Consider the following 20,717-nt stretch of genomic DNA (forward strand, 5'->3'; position numbering starts at 1 on the left):
TGGGGCCCGCGCGGCTCTACGAGCCGCAAAAGCACGCCCTATTCAACCGCTCCAATTCTGCGAGGTTCGTCCTCGGCGCGCGCCCACGCGCCGCTAATACGTCGCCCTCGCTGAGGACGGCGATTCTGCGAATCGCGCTACTCGCTCTCAGTTTTAGCGGTTCGCCGCCAGCGGGGGCGCAACCGAGCTTGCAAAGGTTGCGAAAATGCCATTGACTTAGCGGGTCGAAGCCTGCGGGGCCCAAAAGCAACGTCAGTTGCGGGCCTCCGCGGCGGGAGGCTTCGGCCCGCGCGACTCTACGAGTCGCAACTGCAACGCCCCATTCACCGCCCCCATTCTTTCAAGTTCGTCCTCGGCCGCAGCCAGCGGAGAACGAATATTAAGGCTGAGGCGGCCAGTAAAAGACGCTGTGCGTCCCCTCCGCATCCGGGGGCTGCGGGCCGACCGTTATCACGGGGACTTAGCTACTCGCTCTCGTCCCAAATTCCAGCCCAAAGCAAAGCTCAGTTCTCCGCCCCGTGTCGGCCTCACTGCGGCTCCGCTTCCGCTCCGCCGCGTTTTCGCGCGCCTGCGCGATTCAACTATTTCGGCTCACCACCGAAATAGTTGAATCGCTTCTTTAGGCGGGGCGCGCGATTACTTTGAAGTAATAAAGGCCGCCCGCCGTGGCGCGAACGCGTCCGCCGGGCGGGCGGTGCCTCCCGGCACTCGGAATGGGCAGCCTCAGCCCAATTCCTCACCCCATTCTTTTTTCGCGCGCCTTGGGAAATCTTGCCAAAACGTGCCAGCACATTTTGACGATTTCCCTCTTAAGGCGTGGCGCGCGATCTGGTCATTGCCCCGGCTGGTACTGTTCTCTTTGTGAACAAAGAGAACCAGAAAACCGACGCTGCCAGCGAGGGCAATGCAAACAAAGTTTGCAAATTGCCGAGCGGCGAGGAGGAAGGCGAAGCCAAACTTTAGACGGATGCTGACGCATCCTCAAACTACCGACGGCCCAAATCTCTGTCCGCGCGCTGGCGGGGCGTGCCGCACGCGGAATGGGCAGCCTCGGCCCAGCTCCCTGTTCGCATCTCATTGGAAAATCGGCTCAGGTGTCAGGATTTGTCGGCCTGTTTGTGGTGTATTTGGCGTAAATTGATATAATTATCTGTTTTTTTTTTTTTGTCCTCGGATAAAAGAAAAATAAGGATATTGTTTATATTTGCTGTATCAATCCTTGTAAAAACAGACTTGCTGATTCATCATATTATGGGTAATTTTCTGCAACTGAAGTCTTTCTGGAACTTCCTGAAACGGAACAAACTCTTTACCGTCATCAACATCTTCGGATTTGCCGTATCGCTTACGTTCGTCGTGCTCATCGGGCTATACGTGCAGGATGAAGTCGCCGTCAATCGGTCGCAGGTCAATCGGGATCGCATCTATCGCATCGTCGGTTCCTCGCAGACGAATTTCGCCCCGCCGACCGCGCCGGATCTGGCCAATCGGTATCCCGAAATCGAACGGTATACCTTGACTTACAATAAATATGGATGGGAAGTGTCGGTCGAATCCGAGAACGGTGCCGAGCCGGTGCGGTATATCGGGAATGCGTTGATGACCGACTCCTCGTTTTTCCGGATCTTCTCGTTCCCGTTCGTCGAGGGGACGCCCGAACAGGCCTTGCTGACCAAAGGCGAAACGGTGCTTACCGAGTCCTATGCCCGCAAACTTTTCGGCAACCAACCGGCCTTGGGAAAGACGATTCGTGTAGACGGATTCGGCGAGCTGGTGGTCAGCGGCGTGGTGGCCGACTTCGACAAGGAAACCCATTTTGCCAACCCCGACTTTCTGCTTTGGCTCGATAATCTGAGTTCGGCATGGGGGATGAATGTGATGGGGCATAGCGGATGGTGTTCCGTGGAAATTTATTTTATGGCCCATCGGCAAGCCGATCTGCCGGCCAAGGCGGCCGACCTGGACGAATACGTGCATTCCAATGACATGTATTGGCTTTTCCGTCACGATTCGACCAACCATGCCTCGTTCGAGCCGTTGGAAGAGGTCTATTTCAGTCAGAGGCAGTCGTATGGGGCTAATCGTCAGAACGACAGCCGCTTCCTGACCGTGCTGGGGGCGACGGCGCTGCTGATTCTGGCCTTCGCCATCATCAACTACATCAACCTGTCGGTGGCCCAGAGCGGATTCCGGGCTCAGGAGGCGGCCACACGACGTCTCCTGGGCGGTTCGCGGGGAAGCCTCTTCGCCGGGTTCATCCTCGAATCGCTGATTATCTGCTTCGTTTCGTTCTGTCTCGGGCTGCTGCTGGTACAGGCGATCGTGCCGTGGTTCCGCGAGGTGATGGAGTGCGACACCTCCCTCGCGGATAGTTTCACGGCGGGCAATGTGGCGCTGGCATTGGGCGGGGTTGTGGTGATCGGCGTCATCTCGGGGCTCGTGCCGGCTTATGTGCTGACGCGCTTCAAGCCGATCGACGTCGTGAGGGGAACTTTCCGGCGGCAGACCAAAATGGTATACAGCAAGATTCTGATCGCGTTCCAGTACTGCATTACGATTGCTTTGATCGGTTGTACGATTACGGTGATCCGGCAGACGAACTTCATGATGAAGACCGACCTGGGATATCGGCACGATTATCTGCTGACGTGCGACAATATGACGGAGAATGCGGCGGAACGGGCGGCGGTGCGGAGCCAGCTGATGGCGATTCCGGGGGTCGAACAGGTGGCTTTCGTGGCCGGTACGCCGGCTGACGGCGGGAACAATAACTCGGCCCGGGACAAGGAGGGGCGGCAGCACAGTTTTCAGATGTTTGTCGGCGACTCGACCTACATGGAGATGATGGGTTTCGAGGTGCTGCATCGGACGGGGGTGGTGAGCGATCGGGGGGTATGGATCAACGAGACGGCGTGGAAACGGCTGGAACTGCCGGACGATGCCACGGAGTGTTTCGATCCGGGGCAATGGGATACACCGGCGCCGCTGTTGGGGATGGTGCGGGATTTCCACACGACGGACTTGGGTAAGCCGATCGGCGAGGCGATGATCCGCCAGCTGCCGGAGGATCAGTTTTACCCGTGGAGTATCCTGATCCGGGTGTCGCCGGCCGATCCGTTCGGGGCGATGAACCGGGTGCGGGATTGGTACAACGGTTACAAGGGCGGTCAGCTCTTCATGGGGTCGTTCCTCGACGACCAGATCCAGCGGCAGTACGAGTCGCAGGAGCGGACGGCGCAGATTCTCACCTACTTGTCGTTCGTGGCGATCGTGATTTCGGCGTTGGGGATGCTGGCTATGGCGACTTACTTTATGCGTCAGCGGGCGCAGGAGGTGGCGATTCGAAAGGTGTTCGGGGCGACGAACGGACAGGTGCTGATGCGGTTGATGACGAGTTTCCTGCGGTTGGTGGTGGTTGCGTTCGTGCTGGCGGTGCCGGTGATCTGGTACGTGATGAGTGAGTGGCTGTCGGGATACGCTTATCGGATACCGCTGTCGTGGACGATTTTCGCGCTGTCGGGATTGGCGGCGTTCGCGATCGCGTTCTTCACGGTGCTGTGGCAGTCGCTGAAGGCGACGCGGGCCAATCCGGTCGTGGCGATCCGTGACTGATGCGAGTTGTTGTGATTCCGGTCAGGAAGAGTCTGCTTGGGCGGCTCCAGTCCATTGCCCACCGCGGGCACGCGGGGCCCGGCCGGCCTGAGGCCAGTTCTCTCTCATCGGACAAGCCGCCCGCCCGATTAAGAGGGCATATTCTGCCGATTGGCGGTGAGCCAATTCGGCAAGAATTGCCGCGGGCGACATTTGCAGAATTTGCCGCGCGCCTTGGGAAATCTTGTCAAAACGTGCCAGCACATTTTGACGATTTCCCTCTTAAGGCGTGGCGCGCGGTCGAGCTTTGAGCCGGTCGGAACTGCCGCTTTTTGAAAAAAGCGGCACCAAAAACTTTTATGCTAGCTACGCTACTCCTTAGGCTCCGCAGTCCTCATGTTTCGCGAGTCTGTCGGGCTGGGTTTTCTCGGCGAGCGCGCTAAATAACGGGTAAAGAACTCAAGCGCGCTACGCCGGAAAATCCCAGCCCGATGAACAGTCCGAGAGTTGGGCCGTCGGCAGCTGGAGGATGCGTTAGCATCCGTCGAAAGTCTTTTTGGTTCTTTTTCTTCAGAAAAAGAACAGTACCCTCCAACCCAAGGAAATATACAGAAATATCTGCCGTTTACCGCCGGCAGAGCGGACGAAAGTCGCAGAACTCGCACGTGCGGTGATGCTCCGTTTGAGTGAACGGCACAGAAGCATCGAACAGCGAGGTGAAAATCCCTTCTAACCCTTGTAAAAGTTTTTGTCGGAGCTCCTCGTCCAACGCCTCGATCTCAACCAGTGCGCCCGCCTCGTCCTTGCAGACCGGAATCGGCGAGAAATCGACCGTCCCCATCCGCCGCGCCACGTAGAGCTCCGTCTGTACCCGTGCCGCCGGTCGCATCCCATTCAGAATCAGTCCGTAGAGCAACGTCTGCAACACCGCCCCGTTGTGCGCCTCGTAGCGCAGCTCGCCCGTGCGTGTGTTCACCGCCTCGTTCGAGAAGAGGCTCTCCGGCGACGGAAACTCCGGCGTATCCCCCCCGCTTTTGTAGTCCACGATCCGCAGCGCGCCGCTCGCCATCCGGTCGATCCGGTCTGCCACCCCCGCCAGCACCACCTCCCGGTCGCCGAAGCGAAACGCATGCTTCAGCCGTTGTTCCAACGCCACCACCGTGAACGGTTCCGCCTGCGACCGCGCATCGTAGCGCAGGATGTGTTCCGCGTACCGCGCCACCGTGTCGCGATGCAGCTGCATCCGTCCGCTGAGCGACACATCCCGTCCGCGGGCTCCCATGACTTCCGCCATTGCCGCTTCCGTGGCCCGTATCACCCCCTCCCGATCGAACTCCGCTACCGCCCGTGCCGCATCCGGCCGTTTCAGGAGCGGTGTGTAGAGCGCCTCCAATGCCCGGTGCAGCGTATTCCCCACGTCTAAATGCGAGGCCTCCTCCTCCAGCTCCTCCGGCGTTTCGAGCCGCTCGATGTCCGCGAAGTAGAACTTCAACGGGCAGTCGATGTAGCGGTTGAGCTTCGACGGGTAGAACGCCATCGTCTCCAGCCGTTGCAGCACCTCCGGCGACTTTTCGACCCGGATCGCTTCCACCGGCCGGTAGTCGATCCGCAGGTTGACGTTCGACCGCTCCACCCGGTGCGGCGACTCGTACTCCAGCTGGTAGATATAGCGGCTCTGCTCGCCCGTGCAGCGTTCGTCGGCCGCCGAGCTGTACATCATCGTGAGCCGTCGGCACCGTGCGATCAGGCGGTAGAAGTAGTAGGCGTACATCGCCTCGTGATCCTGCGGCGTGGGGAGTCCGAAGGCCTGCCGCAGGTTGAACGGGATGTAGGAGCTCCCCTCGCGGTTCCCCGGGAAGGTGTCGTCCGTGAGCGAGAGCAGGATGACGTTGTCGAAGTCGAGGTTCCGCGTTTCGAGAATCCCCATGATCTGCAAGCCGCTCAGCGGCTCCCCCTCGTACGGCACCCGGCTCTGGGCCAGCGACTGCCGCAGCAGCGAGTGGTAGATGCCCGCCGGAAGCTCGATGCCGCAGTCCCGTATCGTCGCCCCGAGCTTCGCCACGTGGTCGAGGATCGTGAAAATGAACTCTTTCCGTTCGCGCGCCTCCTCGGAGTCGGAATCCACGGCTCCGAAGCCCGAGAGAATATCCTCGATGTAAGCCTGCATCTCCTCGACCCCCGTCACCGGCCGGAAAATACGCTCCAGCAGGCCCTGACCGGCGAAAAAGGCCGGTTCGATCCAGATCGTCTGTCCCTCCCGAATCGTTTTCAGCGCCTCTCGCGCCGCACGGCCGCACCGTTCGATGACGTACGGGTGGTTCAGTATGCCCGACACGTCGGTGTGCGAGAAGAGTCCCTCGCGCGCGTGCCGCTGGAGCGACAGGAGCCGTTCCAGCAGCAGATAAGGCACCGTCCCGGCCAGCGGATAGCCCATCGTGACGTTCAGGCTCGCGATCTCCGGCGGAATCGAGTGGAGCACGGGCAGCAGGAGGGCTTCGTCGGTGAGCACGATGGCGGTCTCCTTGTCCACGAACCCCTGCTCGTCGTGGATGCGCCGGAGCTCGCGGTACAAGGCTTTGCACTGCAAGACGTCCGACGGGGTCGAGATGGCTTCGATGCGTTTGGGCCGCACGAAGTTGTCGCGGTCGAAGTCCGGGGCGTCGTCGCCGAAGCGGGCCACGTCCCGGCGGATGAACCGACCGGCTTCCTGGCTCTCCGAGCGGTAGAAGTAGTTGTCGTAGTCCCAGTAGAATTGCCCGGCGCCGATCTCGCGGAGGTAGTCGAAGAGGCGTTTCTCGCAGTCGTTCAGGGCGTTGAAGCCGACGAAGCAGAAGGTCTTCCCGGTGAACCGTTCGTCGGTGACGGCCCCCGCCTCCGAGACTCGGAGGCTGTCGGCTACGTCGCGGTAGATCATGCCGCTGTAGCCGATTCCCAGCTCGCGCAGTCGCGCCTTGTACCGGGTGTAGATGTCGAACAGCGACCGCCAGATTTTCAGAAATTGCCGCTGTTCGTCGGACTGCACCGCCTGCCGGTCGAGCGAGCTCCAGAAGTTCCGCACGAGGGTCATGGCCTCGTCGTTCCCGGCGAAGAGGCCGCCGAAGTGCGCTTCAATGTCGTGCAGGTCGCTGATGTTGGCATACAGTGCGGCGGCGTCGATGCCGTATTTGTCGATGGTGTCGAAGTCGGCGAGGAGCATCTCGCCCCACCGGAAGAAGCGGTCGAAGGGTTCGTCGTGGTAGGCGCGATAGACGGGGTAGAGCTCGGCGACGAGTCGCAGCCGCTCGCCGATGGCGAGCGGCGAGAGGCTCCGGACGAGGTCGTCCATCGAGAGGTAGCGGGGCTGCCACATGGGCCGTCCGTCGCTCAGCGCGAGCAGGGCTTCGTTGAAGAAGAGCCGGGCGCGTTTGCCGGGAAAGACGATGTGCAGGTCGGAGATGCCGCTGCCGTAGGCGGAGTAGAGGTGCCGGGCGACTTCGTCGAGGAATTTTTTCATAGTGGGGGGAGCCGGCTGAAAGAAAAGGGTCAGTTTTCGAACCAGTCGCCGCGGCACCGGAGCACCTGTTCGATCATGTCGCGCACGCAGCCGTATCCGCCTTTGAATCCGGATACGTAGTGGGCGGCTCCTTTGACCGCTTCGGCGGCGTCTGCGGGTGCGGCCGAGATCCGGACGAGGCGCATCGGGTCGAGGTCGGGGTAGTCGTCGCCCATATAGAGCATTTGGTCGAGCGGCACGCCGCACTGTGCTGAAAAGTCGCGCAGGGCTTCGACTTTGGTCTCCTGTCCGGTGTAGATGTGCCGGATGCCGAGCCCCTCCATCCGCTGTCTGAGCTGGTCGCCTTTGCCGCCGGAGATGATGGCGATGGGGTAGCCTTTTTTCAGGGCTTGCACCACGGCGAGTCCGTCGCGCATGTGGTATTCGCGGAGGAACTGGCCGTCGGGTGTCAGCAGGATGCGTCCGTCGGTGAAGACGCCGTCCACGTCGAAGGCGAAGGCGCGGATATGTGCGATTTCTTCTTTAAAGTTTTGCATAGGTCGAACGTTTTCGAGGTGTGTCCGGAGCGGGTAGCGGGCTGCTCGTTGTTTGGGGGCTTTCGGGTAGAGGTTGCCAGTTTTTAGGCCGAGGCGGCCAGTAAAAGACGCTGTGCGTCCGTTTATTCCGAGAGGCAACGCAACAGATAACCGTAGGCGCGGCTGCTCGCGCTGCTGGGATGGAGCCACGTCACGTGGAAATTCAAGTACACGCCACGGTAGTGGTCGCCCGAATCAACAGACGTGGACGACCAGCTGTAACCGTTGCTGCCGACGCGCCACAACGCGCCCGAGGCGCCGTTGCGGAAGCCCGGTGCGGGGTACCAGGCGAGCGGGGTTCCCGCGCCAGAGGTGCTTACCTTGTAGAGACGACCGTTGGTGGCTTTGAAGTTCCCATTGGTGTATTTTTCACCGGGAACCCCATCCGAGTAGTACGGGAAGGTACCGGTCAAAGGCTGATCGAGGTCGGTCGCCCGCGTAAAGTCAGACCGGAACGAAAGTCTTATCTCAGTACCGGAACCCCGCCTGACGCTGCACGTTCGTGCTGCTCCGAAGCGGCACCAGCGTGAAACCCCACGTGTAATCCCGATTCGCCGGCAGCCGATACTGCGCGTAAGGCTGAGACCACCAGCTGTCGTCCCCCCCGAGCCCCATCATCCGGTAGTCGAGACACAACTCCACGAACTCCCGCGGCGTGATGTCGTCGATGTGCGTCTGTTTCGGCTTGATGTTCCGTCCCGCAGCCTCCGAATGGTCTTCGTCCGACCGGTAGTTGTTCCACTGGTACGGCTTGTCGCTCTCCTGACCGTCGAAATCTTCCACTGCGTTCCGCAAGGCGTTGAACTCCAGCAGCGAGTCCGCCTCCACCAGCAGCCCCTGGCCGCGCAGCCGCGTGAGCGCCAGCCACCGCGTGTCGGTGTGGTGTCCCGTCTCCTGAGGCCGCACGTAGTCGAAGTTCTCCAACGCCGCATTGCTGCGGTAGAGCCCCACGCTCGTGCCGTAGTTGCGATCCTGATAATTCTCCTCCGGCCCCCGTCCGAAGTATTGCAGCGTCGCCATATCCGCCGGCAGCCGCATCCGCATCCCCACGCGCGGCAGCTCGCTCTTCGACTGCGGATTGCCCTTGAACGCATACCCCACGTGCACCGCCCCCGTCGGATAGACCCGATAGGTCACCGTCAGGCCGCACCCCTCCGGCAGGTCGTACCGCACCGTCACCACAGCTGTATTCCCCTCGGACTCAGCCGCCACCGATGCAGCCGTCGGCTCTTGCGAAGCCCCTTTCCACACCTGCATCCGGCTCGGCATCCGGCTGCCGTAGTCGTTGTCGGTCGGCGCCCGCCAGAAGTTGGGTTGCAGGCCGAACCCGTCTTGCACGTATTCCACGCTCCCGACGCGATACGAGACGATCGTGCCGGTCGTTTTGTTGATCGTCAGACCGAAGCCCGAACCGACCACCTCGATTTCGTTCTGTCCCGCGTCGACGATCACCTGTCCCGGCGCCGAGTAGGTGCGTTTCGCCCCCCGCAGGTGGTCGAGGGCGAACTGTTCGGTCGCCACCACGTCGCCCGCCTTCAACGGCCCGTCCGCCGCCTTGAGGGCCACCGTGAAGTTCACGAAGTACTCCGTCCCCGGCTGCACCGCCAAGCCGTTCAACGGCACCGTCACGATCTTCTTCTCGCCCGGCGCGAGGTTCAGGTTGGTCAGCGTCCCCTGTCGCACCGTCCGCTCGTTGGCCGTCACGGTGTATTTGACCGTGTATTTCGACAGCGGCGTGAAGTCGTACCGGTTCTCCACCTCGAACTGCCCGGTCGCCAGATCCACCGGTCGGAACCAGACGTACTGGTACATCTTCTTCACCTCGGCGATCCCGGGATGCGGCGTCCGGTCGGGATTGACCAGCCCGTTGCAGAGGAAGTTCCCGTCCGACGGCCGGTCGGTGCCGAAGTCGCCTCCGTAGGCCCAATAGCTGTTGCCCGTAGCCGTATCCTCGACTAGCAGCCCCTGGTCGACCCAGTCCCAGATGAAGCCCCCCTGAAGGTTGGGCGAGCCGTAGATCGCCTCCCACATGTCCCGGAACCCGCCTGTCGAGTTCCCCATCGCATGGGCATACTCCGATGCGATGTACGGCCGGTCGGTCTCCGACCTCCCCCATTGAGCAAAAGTCGCCGCCGAGGGATACTGCGGGCAGAAGATGTCCGTGTTCCACTCTAAAATCGCCCGTTCGTACTGCACCGGACGAAGCGTGTCCATCCCCTTGAGCCACAGGTAGGTCTCGTAGAAGTTGTAGCCGTTCCCGGCCTCGTTCCCCAGGCTCCAGAACATCACGCTCGGGAAGTTCTTGGTCTGGTGGTACATGTTCTGCGTCCGATCCATGTGTTTCGTGAGCCACAGCGGATTATTGCCCAAGGTCTTTCCCTGCGCCAGGTCGTATCCCATCCCGTGCGACTCGATGTTGGCCTCGTTGCAGAGGTAGAAACCGTATTCGTCGGCCAGCTCGTAGAACCGCCGCTGCTGCGGGTAGTGGCACAGACGTATCGCATTGATATTATTGGCCTTCATCAACCGGAAGTCTTCGCGGATCGTCGCCTCGTCGAGCACGTGGCCGTTTTTCTCGTGGTGCTCGTGGTAGTTGACCCCCTTGATGTAGACCGGCCGGCCGTTCACATAGTATTTGTTCCCCTTGATCTCGCTGGTGCGGAACCCGATCCGCGCGCTGGTATACTCCACGAATCGCCCGTTGTGCCGGATCTTCAGCACGAGGTTATAGAGGTACGGATCCTCTGCGCTCCACCGGCGGACGTTCCGGAAGGCGTCGGCGTTGTTTCGCGCCGTCCGCCGGAACCGCACCGTGTCGCGTCCGTAGCCGTCGAGTTCGATCTCCTGATACGAGTAGTCGACCATCCGCCCCTGGGCGTCCTCCAGCTCGAACCAGACCTGTACCGGCCCCGACGGCCGGATGAAGTTGTTGACCATCGCCACATCCACGTTCAGTATCCCGTCGGTGTAGGTCGAGTCGAGGGTCGAGACGATGTAGAAGTCTTCGATGTGCGTCTTGGGCTGCGAGTAGATGTAGACGCCGCGTTCGATCCCGCTGAGCCGCCAGAAGTCCTGACACTCCAGATACGACCCCGTGCTCCAGCGGTAGATTTCCAGCGCCAGGACGTTGGTTCCCTCGCGCAGGTAGCGGTTGAGTTTGAACTCCGCGGCGTCCTTCGAGTCTTCGCTGTATCCGACCTTGTGGCCGTTGAGGTAGACGATCACGCCGGACTTGGCCCCGCCGATGTGCAGGTAGACGTCGCGGTCTTTCAGCACGAGCGGCGCCTCGAAGGTCGTCCGGTAGAGCCCCACTTCATTGGCCGCCGGCAGCTGCGGCGGGGCCGGTTTGTACGGCGCGAACTCGTAAGGCTGGTTGGTGTAGATCGCGTCTCCGTACCCATTGACCTCCCACGTGGCCGGCACGGCCAGCGTGTCCCAGCCCGAGGCGTCGAACTCCGGTTTGTAGAAGTCCGCGGGCCGCTCCCGGTGATCCGGCAGCCACTTGAACTGCCACGGCCGGTTGAGCGAGATGTAATGGTCCGAGGTGGTGTAGTCGTTCGCCGCGGCGAGGTCGCGGTTGTGGTAGGACATGAAGTATGCCCGCGGCGTCTCCCGCCCCACGTGTGCGATTTCGGGGTTCTGCCACTCCGGCACGGCAGCCGTGGCAGTCGCGTTTTCGCGGTCGTTTTCGCCGAATTGCCACCGGGTCGGCGGCAGCTGGCCGTAAGCCGTGCCGAAAGTCGAAAGGCCGACCGCGGCCGACAGGATGAACAGTCGGATCTTCAAGGTCATATGTCTGGGTTCGTTGTGCATGGATAAAATACGAGGGGTTATCGACCGTTTCGGTAGCAGTAGTCGGTCGTGCAAGGCCGTGCATCCCGCCGCACAGCAACGGCGCGGTCGCATCCGTAGCGGTGCATGCGGTATCCGCGTCGATTCGCCGGTTGTGCTTTTGCGGTACGGTTGTCGTATCGGCAATAACCTTCGCGGCAGTCATAACCCGCCGGACAAGAAGCTCCCTGCCGAACGGCGCACGGTTCCCGCCGGTAGCAGCTGTCGGCCAGGGGACAGTATCTCTCCCGATTGTCAACTGCGGTCGCCCCCTGCCTCAGTGCGCAGCCGTAGTAGTAACAGGTATCCGCCGACCGCCGTGCCGTGTTCTGCCGTTGAGCGGCGGTCTGCCGCCAGCCGTTTCCGCCGCAGCAGCCGCGCCGGCCTTGTGCCTGAGCGGTCAGGGTGCCGGTCAGCAGGAGCAGTCCGGCGAGGGTGCCGATTCGTAAGGTTTTCATATATGGTAAGATTTTCATATTTGTCTGTGTGTGGTGTTTTCGGTCTTCCGTTTATTCCGAGAGGCACCGCAACTGAAGACCGTAGGCGCGGTTGTTCGCGTTGCTGGGATTGAGGCTTGTCACGGTGAAATTCAAGTACATCCCATTGCTGCCGCTCACCGACGACGAATAGCTGAACCCGCTGTTGCCGACGTAGCTCAGCCCGCCATTGGCTCTCTCGCGGTAGCCCGGGGCGCGCCCATCGGGCGTTTTGCTGGCAGCCTCTACCCCGTTCTCTGTTCGCGCGCCTTGGACTATAACATAAGTAACGATCGGGCCCCATGTCCCGTGGACGGGCGAAACTGCGTTTCGCTGCGGCAGCTTCGCCCGGTTCTTCGTGCGCTTGCAGAACCCCTGTCGACCTGTCCCGTCCTATTTCTGCCGGAAGTAGATCTGCATCGGCACCCCGGTGAAATCCCACTCCCCCCGGATCCGGTTTTCGAGAAAACGCCGGTACGAATCTTTGACGTACTGCGGCAGGTTGACGAAAAAGGCGAATTGCGGCGTCGGTGTCGGCAGCATCATTGCATACTTGATCCGGATGTACTTTCCCTTGATGCTCGGCGGCGGCGTTTGTTCGATGATCGGCAGGATGAATTCGTTGAGCACGGCCGTCGGAATGCGCCGTTTCCGGTTTTCGCACACCCGCAGCGCCGTCTTGAGGACGTCGAAGATCCGCTGTTTCTCGGTCACCGACGTGAAGACGATCGGCACGTCGTCGAACGGTGCCAGCCGCTGCCGGATCTGTTCCGTGTACTCCTTCATCGTGTTGGATTGCTTGTCCGGCACCGTGTCCCACTTGTTGACCGCGATGACGCACCCCTTGCGGTTCTTCACGATCAGGTGGAAGATGTTCATGTCCTGCGCGTCGACCCCCTGCGACGCGTCGAGCATCAGGATGGCCGTGTCGCAATCCTCGATGGCCCGGATCGTCCGCATCACCGAGTAGAACTCCAGGTCGTCCGTCACCTTCTGTTTCTTGCGCAGCCCGGCGGTGTCGACCAGGTGGAATTCCATCCCGTACTTATTATAATAGGTGTGGATCGCGTCCCGCGTCGTCCCGGCGATCGGGGTGACGATGTTCCGCTCTTCGCCCAGCAAGGCGTTGGTCAGCGACGATTTTCCGACGTTGGGCCGTCCGACGATGGCGATTTTCGGCACTTTCGTTTCCTCCTCGTCCGCTGCCGTTTCGGTGTCCGTTTCGGGCGGCAGCGAGGCCACGACGGCGTCGAGCAGCTCTCCCGTTCCCGATCCGGTCATCGAGCTGATGGTGATCGGATCGCCCAGCCCGAGGGAGTAGAATTCGTAGGCTTCGGTCTGCCGCATGGTGTTGTCCACCTTATTGACTGTCAGGTGCACCGGTTTGTCCTGTCGCCGGAGCATGTCGGCCATCCGCAGGTCGAGGTCGGTGATTCCCGTCTCGACGTCCACCATGAAGATCAGTTCGTCGGCCTCTTCGATCGCCAGTTTCACCTGCCGGCAGATGGCCTGTTCGAAAACGTCCTCCGAATTGACCGTGAAACCGCCGGTGTCGATGACGGTAAACTCGCGTCCGTTCCAGTCCGTGGTTCCGTAGTGTCGGTCTCGGGTGGTGCCTTCCGTGGCGTCGACAATGGCTTGCCGCATCCCCACGAGCCGGTTGAAGAGGGTGCTTTTCCCGACGTTGGGCCGTCCGACGATGGCTACGATATTTCCCATAACGATTTTTCAGTTGTGATTATTCGGCCCGTGCGTAGCGGCTCGGGCAGGCATGTAGGCAAAGGTACGGAAAATTTCGTTATCGGCGGGGTGAATCGTAAGTCTCTGTATTTTAGGTGTATAGAAGTTTATTATTAAAATTTTTTAAAAATTTACGAAAATAATTTTGTAATTCGAAATGGGTGTTTTACCTTTGTACCATCGATTTAGGGAGGTGGCAGTTTGGAAACAAATTGCTTCTTTTCATAAAAAGAGTTTGGGTTAGTAGCTTTCGGGGTGGTTCCCGGAAGCGGAAAGCAGGACAGGCCGTGACGGACTGTCCTGCTTTTGTTTTGTGCGCGCGTGGGGGCAGCGTCGTGAGTTCGCCCCGCCCCGGGCCACCGCTTGTTTGATCTGCTTCCAGGTGGTTTGTGGGCCATAGGCAATATGGGATGCGTTTGGGCTTCTTCGACCACGGGAGGCAATAGTAATTACTTAATTTACAGCATGAACCATGCCAATGGTCGAGACGCGAACTGCCGCGCCTACGGTTTTCAGTTACGTTGCCTCTCGGAATAAACGGGGCAGGCCCACGGTGGGCAAAGGGCTGGAGCTACCCTATTCGGACTTGACTGTGGGTCGGACGCCCGGGGTAACCGCAATTTTCGACGCGAAGCGACGTATTGCGGGCCTCCCGAGGGGGAGGCGTCCGGCCCGCGCGGTTCTTCGAACCGCAAGAGCTCAGCCCATTCACCGCCCAGTCTGTCGGGTTCGTCCTCGGCGCGCCCCCCACGCGCCGCTAAAGCGACGCCCTCGCCGAGGACGGCGATTCTGCGAATCGCGCTACTCGCTCTCGACCTATAACAGTTCGCCACCAGCGGAGAGCAGCAACGAGCTCCGACGAGTTGCAGCCCGCCGCGTGGGGTGGCGGCGAACTGCGCGACCCAAAGGGTCGCAAGAGCAATGCCCAAAGCCCGGCCAACAGCTCAGCCCAATCCACTGCCCAAATCTCAGCCCCATGCTCAGCCCAGCGCGGCGGGAAAACCGACTACGGTTTTCCCGCCCGAAGAACGAGCACAGCCCAAAGCTCGCCCCAGTTCTTTGCCCTGTGTCCGCCTCACTGCGGCTCCGCTTTCGCTCCGCCGCGCTGGCCGTGGCCCGCTTAAAGAGGGATTTCGCGCGCGCCTGCGCGATTCATCTATAATTCGGCTCACGCCGAAATAGCTGAATCGCTCCTTTAGGCGGCGGCGCGCGTCTGGTCATTGCCCCGGCTGAAACTGTTCTCTTTGTGAACAAAGAGAACCAGAAAACCGACGCAGCAACCGAGCGCCATCAAACTTGTTTGAATGGCCGAGGTGCCAGGAGGAACCGAGTAGCGTACCGAGAGCAGAGACCGTTTACGGGCTATGCCGAGATAGCACGAGGAAGCCGAAGGCAACGCGAAGCCAAACTTTCGACGGATGCTTGCGCATCCTCCAGCTGCCGACGGCCCAACTCTTTTTTTCAGGCGCGCAGCTGTCCGACAGGAAGGTACCGCCCTCGGACCGGGCGGGCCCCACTTAGTAAGGCGGAAAGAACCCTAATAAAAGACCTAACGGGTAGCCTCAGCCCAATTCTGCCTGTGACCTCTTATCCGTTGTTCCGCGCGTCCACCCCCCATAAGAGCTTGTCGCGGAGCGTTTTGTAAAACGAGTTTCCCTCCGGCCGGATCACCCGCAACACCTGTTCCGCGCGAGACAGCGTGAAACCCGTGCCGTTCGCCACCCGTTGTTCCCGGTTGTCGATCGTTGCGATCGCCTCTCCGCCGTTCCGCGTCGTCACCCGCAATGTCACCACACTCGTATCCGGGACGACCAACGGTCTGATGTTCAGGTTGTGCGGCGCGATCGGCGAGAGGATCCAACACCGGCATCCCGGCGCCACGATCGCCCCTCCCACGCTCATCGAATAGGCCGTCGAGCCCGTCGATGTCGAGACGATCACCCCGTCGGCCCAGTAGGTCGCCACATTGCCGCCGTCGATGCCGATCTCGACCGAAATCATCGACATCCCCTCCTTCTGGATCGTGAACTCGTTGACCGCCCGCCCCGTCGCTCCGCCTTCCACCGCCAGCAGTGTCCGTTCCTCGACGCTGTACCGTCCCTCGCGCAACTTCTCCATCGCCGGCCCGATCTCGTCGGCGGCCACGGCGGCCATAAAACCCAGCCGCCCGGAGTTGATCCCCAGAATCGGAATCTGACACACTCCCATCTTGCGCACGGCGCTCAGGAACGTGCCGTCGCCGCCGAAACTCAAGGCCAGATCGTACCCGGCGGAACTCTCGGGGTTCAGGGTGTATGCGAAACCGCGCCGGTCGATCTCGCCGGTGACGGCGGACAGTTCGGGGTTCTCTGCGCGGGCGTAAAGGGCTATCTTCATAACGCTGCCTCAAAATTTGTATCTTTGCACCTTATTTATTATTCGTTCGATTATCGTTCTTTGCCCAGTATGGAACCGTACCTTTTCTGAAGAAAAGGTACCCAAAAGACTTTTGCAGAGGTCGTCCCGTTGGGCCGACCACGTGTTCTCTCCGCCTTGTTTCGTTGGGCTGTGATTTTCAGGCGAGGCGCGCGTGGGGTTCTCGCCCATTATTAGCGCGCCCGCCGAAAATCCAGCCCAACCAATCGGGCAGACACGGCCAGAGCATCCCGCAGGGATGCGCTCTAAAGTTTTTTTGGTTCTTTTTGTTCACAAAAAGAACAGTACCCTCAAGGGCAAGTACAGATAAACGAACGATTAAAAACAAAAGTAGGTAAAAAAATGACCAAGTTAAGCGTAAACATCAATAAGATCGCCACCCTGCGTAACTCCCGCGGCGGGAACACGCCCGATCTGCTCGAAGCCGCCCGGAACATCGAGCGGTTCGGCGCACAGGGGATCACCGTGCATCCCCGACCAGACGAGCGTCACATCCGGTACGCCGACGTGCGCGCCTTGAAACCCCTGCTCGCCACCGAGTTCAACATCGAGGGGTACCCCGGCGAACGATTTATCGAACTCGTGAACGAAGTGCGCCCCGCACAGGTCACCCTCGTTCCGGACGGACCCGACGCCATCACCTCCAATGCCGGGTGGGATACGCTGAAAAACAAAGACTTATTGACAGAAATAACCCAAGGGTTCCAGCAGAACGGCATCCGCGTCTCCATTTTCGTGGATGCCGATCCCCGGATGGTCGAAGGCGCCGCGCAGATCGGCGCCGACCGCGTCGAACTCTACACCGAAGCCTATGCCACCGGTTATCGCAACAACCGCGAAGCGGCCATCGCCCCGTTCGTGGCTGCTGCCGAAGCCGCCGCAGCGTGCGGTTTGGGGTTGAACGCCGGGCACGACCTCAGTTTGGAGAATCTCGAATACTTCGCCGACCGGATTCCGGGGCTGCTCGAAGTCTCGATCGGCCACGCCCTTATTTCCGAGGCCCTGTATCTCGGGCTCGAAAACACCGTCCGGCTCTACCGCCAGAAACTGCGTAACACCGAACGATAGCACGATGGAGGCGACGATTCGAAAAGCCCTGAGCGACCCCCTCTTCCGACGCATCGGCACCATTGCCGACCGGCGCGGCGTACATGCCTATGCGATAGGCGGTTATGTACGCGATACTTTCCTCCTGCGGCCCTGCACCGACATCGACATCGTCGTCGTGGGGGGAGGCACCGGCGGCGGGATCGCCGTTGCCGAAGAGCTGGGGCGCGAAGTGCGCAGCCGGGTCAATGTTTTCCGGAACTTCGGCACCGCCATGCTGCGCGTCGGCGAGTGGGAAGTCGAATTCGTCGGCGCCCGGCGCGAATCCTACCGCGCCGACTCGCGCAAACCCATCGTCGAGGACGGCACCATGGAAGACGACCAGCGGAGGCGCGACTTTACCATCAACGCCATGGCCTTCGGGCTGAACGGCGACAACTTCGGCGAGCTGGTCGATCCGTTCGGTGGGATGGAGGACATGGAGGCCCAGCTCATCCGGACGCCGCTCGATCCCGACACCACCTTCTCGGACGACCCCCTGCGGATGGTGCGCGCCATCCGGTTCGCCACCCAGCTCGACTTCCGGATCGAACCCGAAACCTTCGCCGCCATCCGGCGCAACCGCGAGCGGATCGGCATCATCTCCCGCGAGCGGATCGCCACCGAAGTCGAGAAGATCATGCGCTCGCCCCGGCCGTCGAAAGGGTGGCGGCTCTTCGACGAGAGCGGCCTGCTGGAGCTGATCTTTCCGCAGCTCGCCCGGCTCAAAGGGGTGGAAACCGTGCGCGGGCGGGGGCACAAGGACAATTTTTTGCACACCCTGAAAGTTTTAGATAATATCGTCCCCCGAACCGACCACCTCTGGTTGCGGTGGGCCGCCCTGCTGCACGACATCGGCAAGCCCCGCACCAAGGCTTGGGACGACCGGGCCGGGTGGACCTTCCACGGACACGAAGTGGTCGGTTCGAAGATGATTCCGGCCATCTTCCGCGAACAGAAACTGCCGATGGACGAGCGGATGAAATACGTCCAGAAGCTCGTTTTTCTCCACCTGCGGCCGATTATCCTGTCGGAAGACGAGGTGACCGACTCCGCCGTTCGGCGGCTGCTGTTTGAGGCCGGCGACGATATCGACGAGCTGATGACCCTTTGCGAAGCGGACATCACCTCGGGCAACGACGCCAAAGTGCGGCGCTACCTGGCCAATTTCGCCCTCGTGCGGCGCAAGCTCAAAGAGATCGAGGAGAAAGACCACATCCGGAACTTCCAGCCCCCGATTACCGGGGAGATCATTATGGAGACCTACGGCCTGCCGCCTTGTCGGGCCGTGGGGGTGATCAAGGAGGGGATCAAGAACGCCATCCTCGACGGCGAGATTCCCAACGACTACGAGGCGGCCTACGCCCTGATGGAGCGACTGGCCGCGGCCGAAGGGCTGGCGCCCTGTCGGCGGGACGAGCAATAAAAAACAGTGTGTCATGATACTACCGATTTACCTTTACGGCACCCCGGTGCTGCGCGAGCAGGCTCGCGAGATTGACCCCGCGACCTATCCCGAGTTGCAGAAACTGATCGACGACATGTTCGAAACGATGCTCCAGGCCGATGGCGTGGGGCTGGCCGCTCCTCAGATCGGCCTGCCGATCCGGCTCTTCTGCATCGACCTGACCCCCGTGGCGAACGAACTGCCCAAAGGGATGCCCCTGCGGCAGGTCTTTATCAACGCCGAGATCTACGAACGCGGCGGCGCGAACATCAAGATGAACGAGGGGTGTCTCAGTCTGCCGGGGTTGAACGAAGATGTGGTGCGTCCGTCGAACATCCGGATCCGCTACATCGACGAGCATCTCCAGCCGCGGGACGAAGCGTTCGACGGCTATCCGGCGCGCGTGATCCAGCACGAATACGACCATACGGACGGGATGGTCTTCACGGATCGGATCGCGCCGTTGCGCAAGAACCTGATTAAATCGAAGCTGGCGGCTTTCGTGAAGGGGAAATACCGGGCATCGTACCGCTGCAAGGCGGCGAAGTAGGGGATAGACGGGCGGCGGACGTCTATTTTATCGATTTACGGAGCGTTCCGTCAGGAACGCTCCGTTTCTTTTGGGGGGCGGTTGGAAAGTTGAGGCGCCCCGAGTCCTCCTCGCACACACACAAAAGTTCCTCCCGCCCTTGGCCTCGTTCAGAGGGAAGGACGGGAGGAACCCCATTCGCGTCGGACAACACAAACGTTGTGCCCGTTCGCGCCGGACGAATGCCCGATGCCGCAAGCGACCGGTCGAACCGTGCGCAACGTCCGGCGAAAGCTATGCCGTAATCTCGATACTGTCGCCCCCGTACACGTTCACGCCCAGATGCTGGGTAATGTACTTGATGGCGAGCTGCGCTTTCACCGAGTTGCCGGCGTCGTCGAGCGGCGGGGCGAAGGCGGCGATTCCAAACCCACCGGGCAGAACGCCCATGATGCCGCCTCCGACACCCGTCTTAGCCGGGATTCCGCTGGTATACATCCAATCGCCCGTGTGTTCGTAGAAGCCCACCGCGGCGATCAACGCCACGATCTTCGGGGCCAGAGCGGACGGAAAAACCTGCTGTTTCGTCACGGGGTTCATGCCGTACGAAGCGATCGTACATCCCGCAACGGCCAGCTGGCGCGCCGTCACTCCCATCGAACACTGGCGCGTGTAGAGATCCAGCGACATATCCGGATCGTCGTAGATCCGGTTGTAGTTCTTCAGCAGCCACGCGATCGACTTGTTGTTGAAGTTGGTGGCTGTTTCTGACTTGTAGAGCTCCTGCTGCAAAACCAGCGGGGAACCGCACAGATCGGTCATGTTATCCACGATGGCCTGCCACTTGGCGTCGGCATTGCCCACCGGTTTCACCAGGCTACAGGCCGAAATGGCTCCCGAATTGACCAATGGCGTACTCGGGTGATCTTTTTCGAGCAGAATCGCCATGATGGAGTTGAACGGAAGCCCCGTCGCGTCGGCGCCGATCTTCGCGAGCAGCTCGTCGGCACCCGACTGGCGCAAAACCAGCACGGCGGTGTGCACTTTCGAGATGGATTCGATGCCGAAGACATAGTCCGTGTCGCCGGCTTCGATCAACTCGCCGTTCGGAAGACACAACGCGATCCCGAACAGGTCGGAGGGCACGTTGGCCAAATAGGGAATATAGTCGGCGTTCGCACCTCCGGTGGCGCTCTTCACCTGGTCATAGGCCTCGGCTACCAAGGCCCGAAGTGATGAGGTCGAAATCGTCTTTTTCATAACCTGAAATTTTATCCGATCGATTTTTTGTGTTCCTGATCATTGTGCTGGAGGGTACTGTTCTTTTTAACTTCGCTGCGCTCGTTTTCCTCCTCGCCGCTCGGCAATTTGCAAACTATGTTTGCATTGCTCTCGCTGGCAGCGTCGGTTGTGAACAAAAAGAACCAAAAAAACTTTAGACGGATGCTGACGCATCCTCAAGCTGCCGGTCGCCCAAATCTCGGTTTGTTCGTTGGGCTGTGGTTTTCCGGCGCGGGCGCATTAGGGTAATACT

At 60.6% G+C, this 20,717-nt stretch carries 14 protein-coding genes; 6 read left to right on the forward strand and 8 right to left on the reverse strand.

Features of this window, described 5'->3' with window-relative positions:
• Window positions 1–1,233: 1,233 nt before the first annotated feature.
• Window positions 1,234–3,612, forward strand: a complete 2,379-nt coding sequence (locus tag Q9S52_RS07315) for an ABC transporter permease (RefSeq protein ID WP_304708647.1) — start codon at window positions 1,234–1,236, stop codon at window positions 3,610–3,612.
• A 604-nt stretch (window positions 3,613–4,216) separates the two neighbouring features.
• On the opposite strand, the gene Q9S52_RS07320 is transcribed toward Q9S52_RS07315, so the two are convergent.
• From Q9S52_RS07320 to der, 6 genes are all read right to left on the reverse strand, one after another.
• The gene (locus Q9S52_RS07320; RefSeq protein WP_304708648.1) at window positions 4,217–7,084 is read right to left on the reverse strand and encodes a PD-(D/E)XK nuclease family protein; all 2,868 of its coding nucleotides are present in this window, start codon (window positions 7,082–7,084) and stop codon (window positions 4,217–4,219) included.
• Between the two features lie 29 nt (window positions 7,085–7,113).
• Complete coding sequence (locus Q9S52_RS07325) at window positions 7,114–7,620, reverse strand: HAD family hydrolase (RefSeq protein ID WP_304708649.1); 507 nt, start codon at window positions 7,618–7,620, stop codon at window positions 7,114–7,116.
• 122 nt (window positions 7,621–7,742) lie between these two features.
• Window positions 7,743–8,072 (reverse strand): hypothetical protein, encoded by a 330-nt coding sequence (locus Q9S52_RS07330; RefSeq protein ID WP_304708650.1) that lies wholly within the window; start codon window positions 8,070–8,072, stop codon window positions 7,743–7,745.
• Window positions 8,073–8,127: 55 nt separating this feature from the next.
• Window positions 8,128–11,451, reverse strand: a complete 3,324-nt coding sequence (locus tag Q9S52_RS07335; RefSeq protein ID WP_304708651.1) for a glycoside hydrolase family 2 TIM barrel-domain containing protein — start codon at window positions 11,449–11,451, stop codon at window positions 8,128–8,130.
• Window positions 11,452–11,489: 38 nt separating this feature from the next.
• Window positions 11,490–11,948, reverse strand: a complete 459-nt coding sequence (locus Q9S52_RS07340; RefSeq protein ID WP_294594247.1) for a hypothetical protein — start codon at window positions 11,946–11,948, stop codon at window positions 11,490–11,492.
• Window positions 11,949–12,359: 411 nt separating this feature from the next.
• Window positions 12,360–13,685 (reverse strand): ribosome biogenesis GTPase Der, encoded by a 1,326-nt coding sequence (gene der / locus Q9S52_RS07345; RefSeq protein WP_304708652.1) that lies wholly within the window; start codon window positions 13,683–13,685, stop codon window positions 12,360–12,362.
• A 426-nt stretch (window positions 13,686–14,111) separates the two neighbouring features.
• On the opposite strand from der, the gene Q9S52_RS07350 reads away from it, so the two are divergent.
• A complete protein-coding gene (locus Q9S52_RS07350; protein ID WP_304708653.1) occupies window positions 14,112–14,243 on the forward strand; it encodes a hypothetical protein in 132 nt (43 codons plus the stop codon).
• 1,050 nt (window positions 14,244–15,293) lie between these two features.
• On the opposite strand, the gene Q9S52_RS07355 is transcribed toward Q9S52_RS07350, so the two are convergent.
• On the reverse strand, window positions 15,294–16,082 hold the full coding sequence (locus Q9S52_RS07355) for an NAD(+)/NADH kinase (RefSeq protein ID WP_304708654.1): 789 nt from the start codon (window positions 16,080–16,082) through the stop codon (window positions 15,294–15,296).
• A gap of 381 nt (window positions 16,083–16,463) precedes the next feature.
• On the opposite strand from Q9S52_RS07355, the gene Q9S52_RS07360 reads away from it, so the two are divergent.
• Genes Q9S52_RS07360 through def form a run of 3 tightly spaced genes read left to right on the forward strand, consistent with a single transcriptional unit; the run spans window position 16,464 to window position 19,204 of the window.
• Window positions 16,464–17,189 (forward strand): pyridoxine 5'-phosphate synthase, encoded by a 726-nt coding sequence (locus Q9S52_RS07360; RefSeq protein ID WP_304708655.1) that lies wholly within the window; start codon window positions 16,464–16,466, stop codon window positions 17,187–17,189.
• Window positions 17,190–17,193: 4 nt separating this feature from the next.
• Window positions 17,194–18,633 (forward strand): CCA tRNA nucleotidyltransferase, encoded by a 1,440-nt coding sequence (locus Q9S52_RS07365; protein ID WP_304708656.1) that lies wholly within the window; start codon window positions 17,194–17,196, stop codon window positions 18,631–18,633.
• 13 nt (window positions 18,634–18,646) lie between these two features.
• Window positions 18,647–19,204 (forward strand): peptide deformylase, encoded by a 558-nt coding sequence (def, locus tag Q9S52_RS07370; RefSeq protein ID WP_294594156.1) that lies wholly within the window; start codon window positions 18,647–18,649, stop codon window positions 19,202–19,204.
• 273 nt (window positions 19,205–19,477) lie between these two features.
• Here the strand turns inward: def and glsA are convergent, their stop codons facing one another.
• Window positions 19,478–20,443: a glutaminase A gene (gene glsA / locus Q9S52_RS07375; protein WP_304708657.1), complete on the reverse strand. Its 966-nt coding sequence runs from the start codon at window positions 20,441–20,443 to the stop codon at window positions 19,478–19,480.
• Between the two features lie 117 nt (window positions 20,444–20,560).
• Between glsA and Q9S52_RS07380 the strand changes: the two genes are divergently transcribed.
• Window positions 20,561–20,713 (forward strand): hypothetical protein, encoded by a 153-nt coding sequence (locus tag Q9S52_RS07380; RefSeq protein WP_304708658.1) that lies wholly within the window; start codon window positions 20,561–20,563, stop codon window positions 20,711–20,713.
• The last annotated feature ends 4 nt before the right edge of the window (window positions 20,714–20,717 follow it).

This window comes from uncultured Rikenella sp. (assembly GCF_948810725.1).
Classification (GTDB): Bacteria; Bacteroidota; Bacteroidia; order Bacteroidales; family Rikenellaceae; genus Rikenella.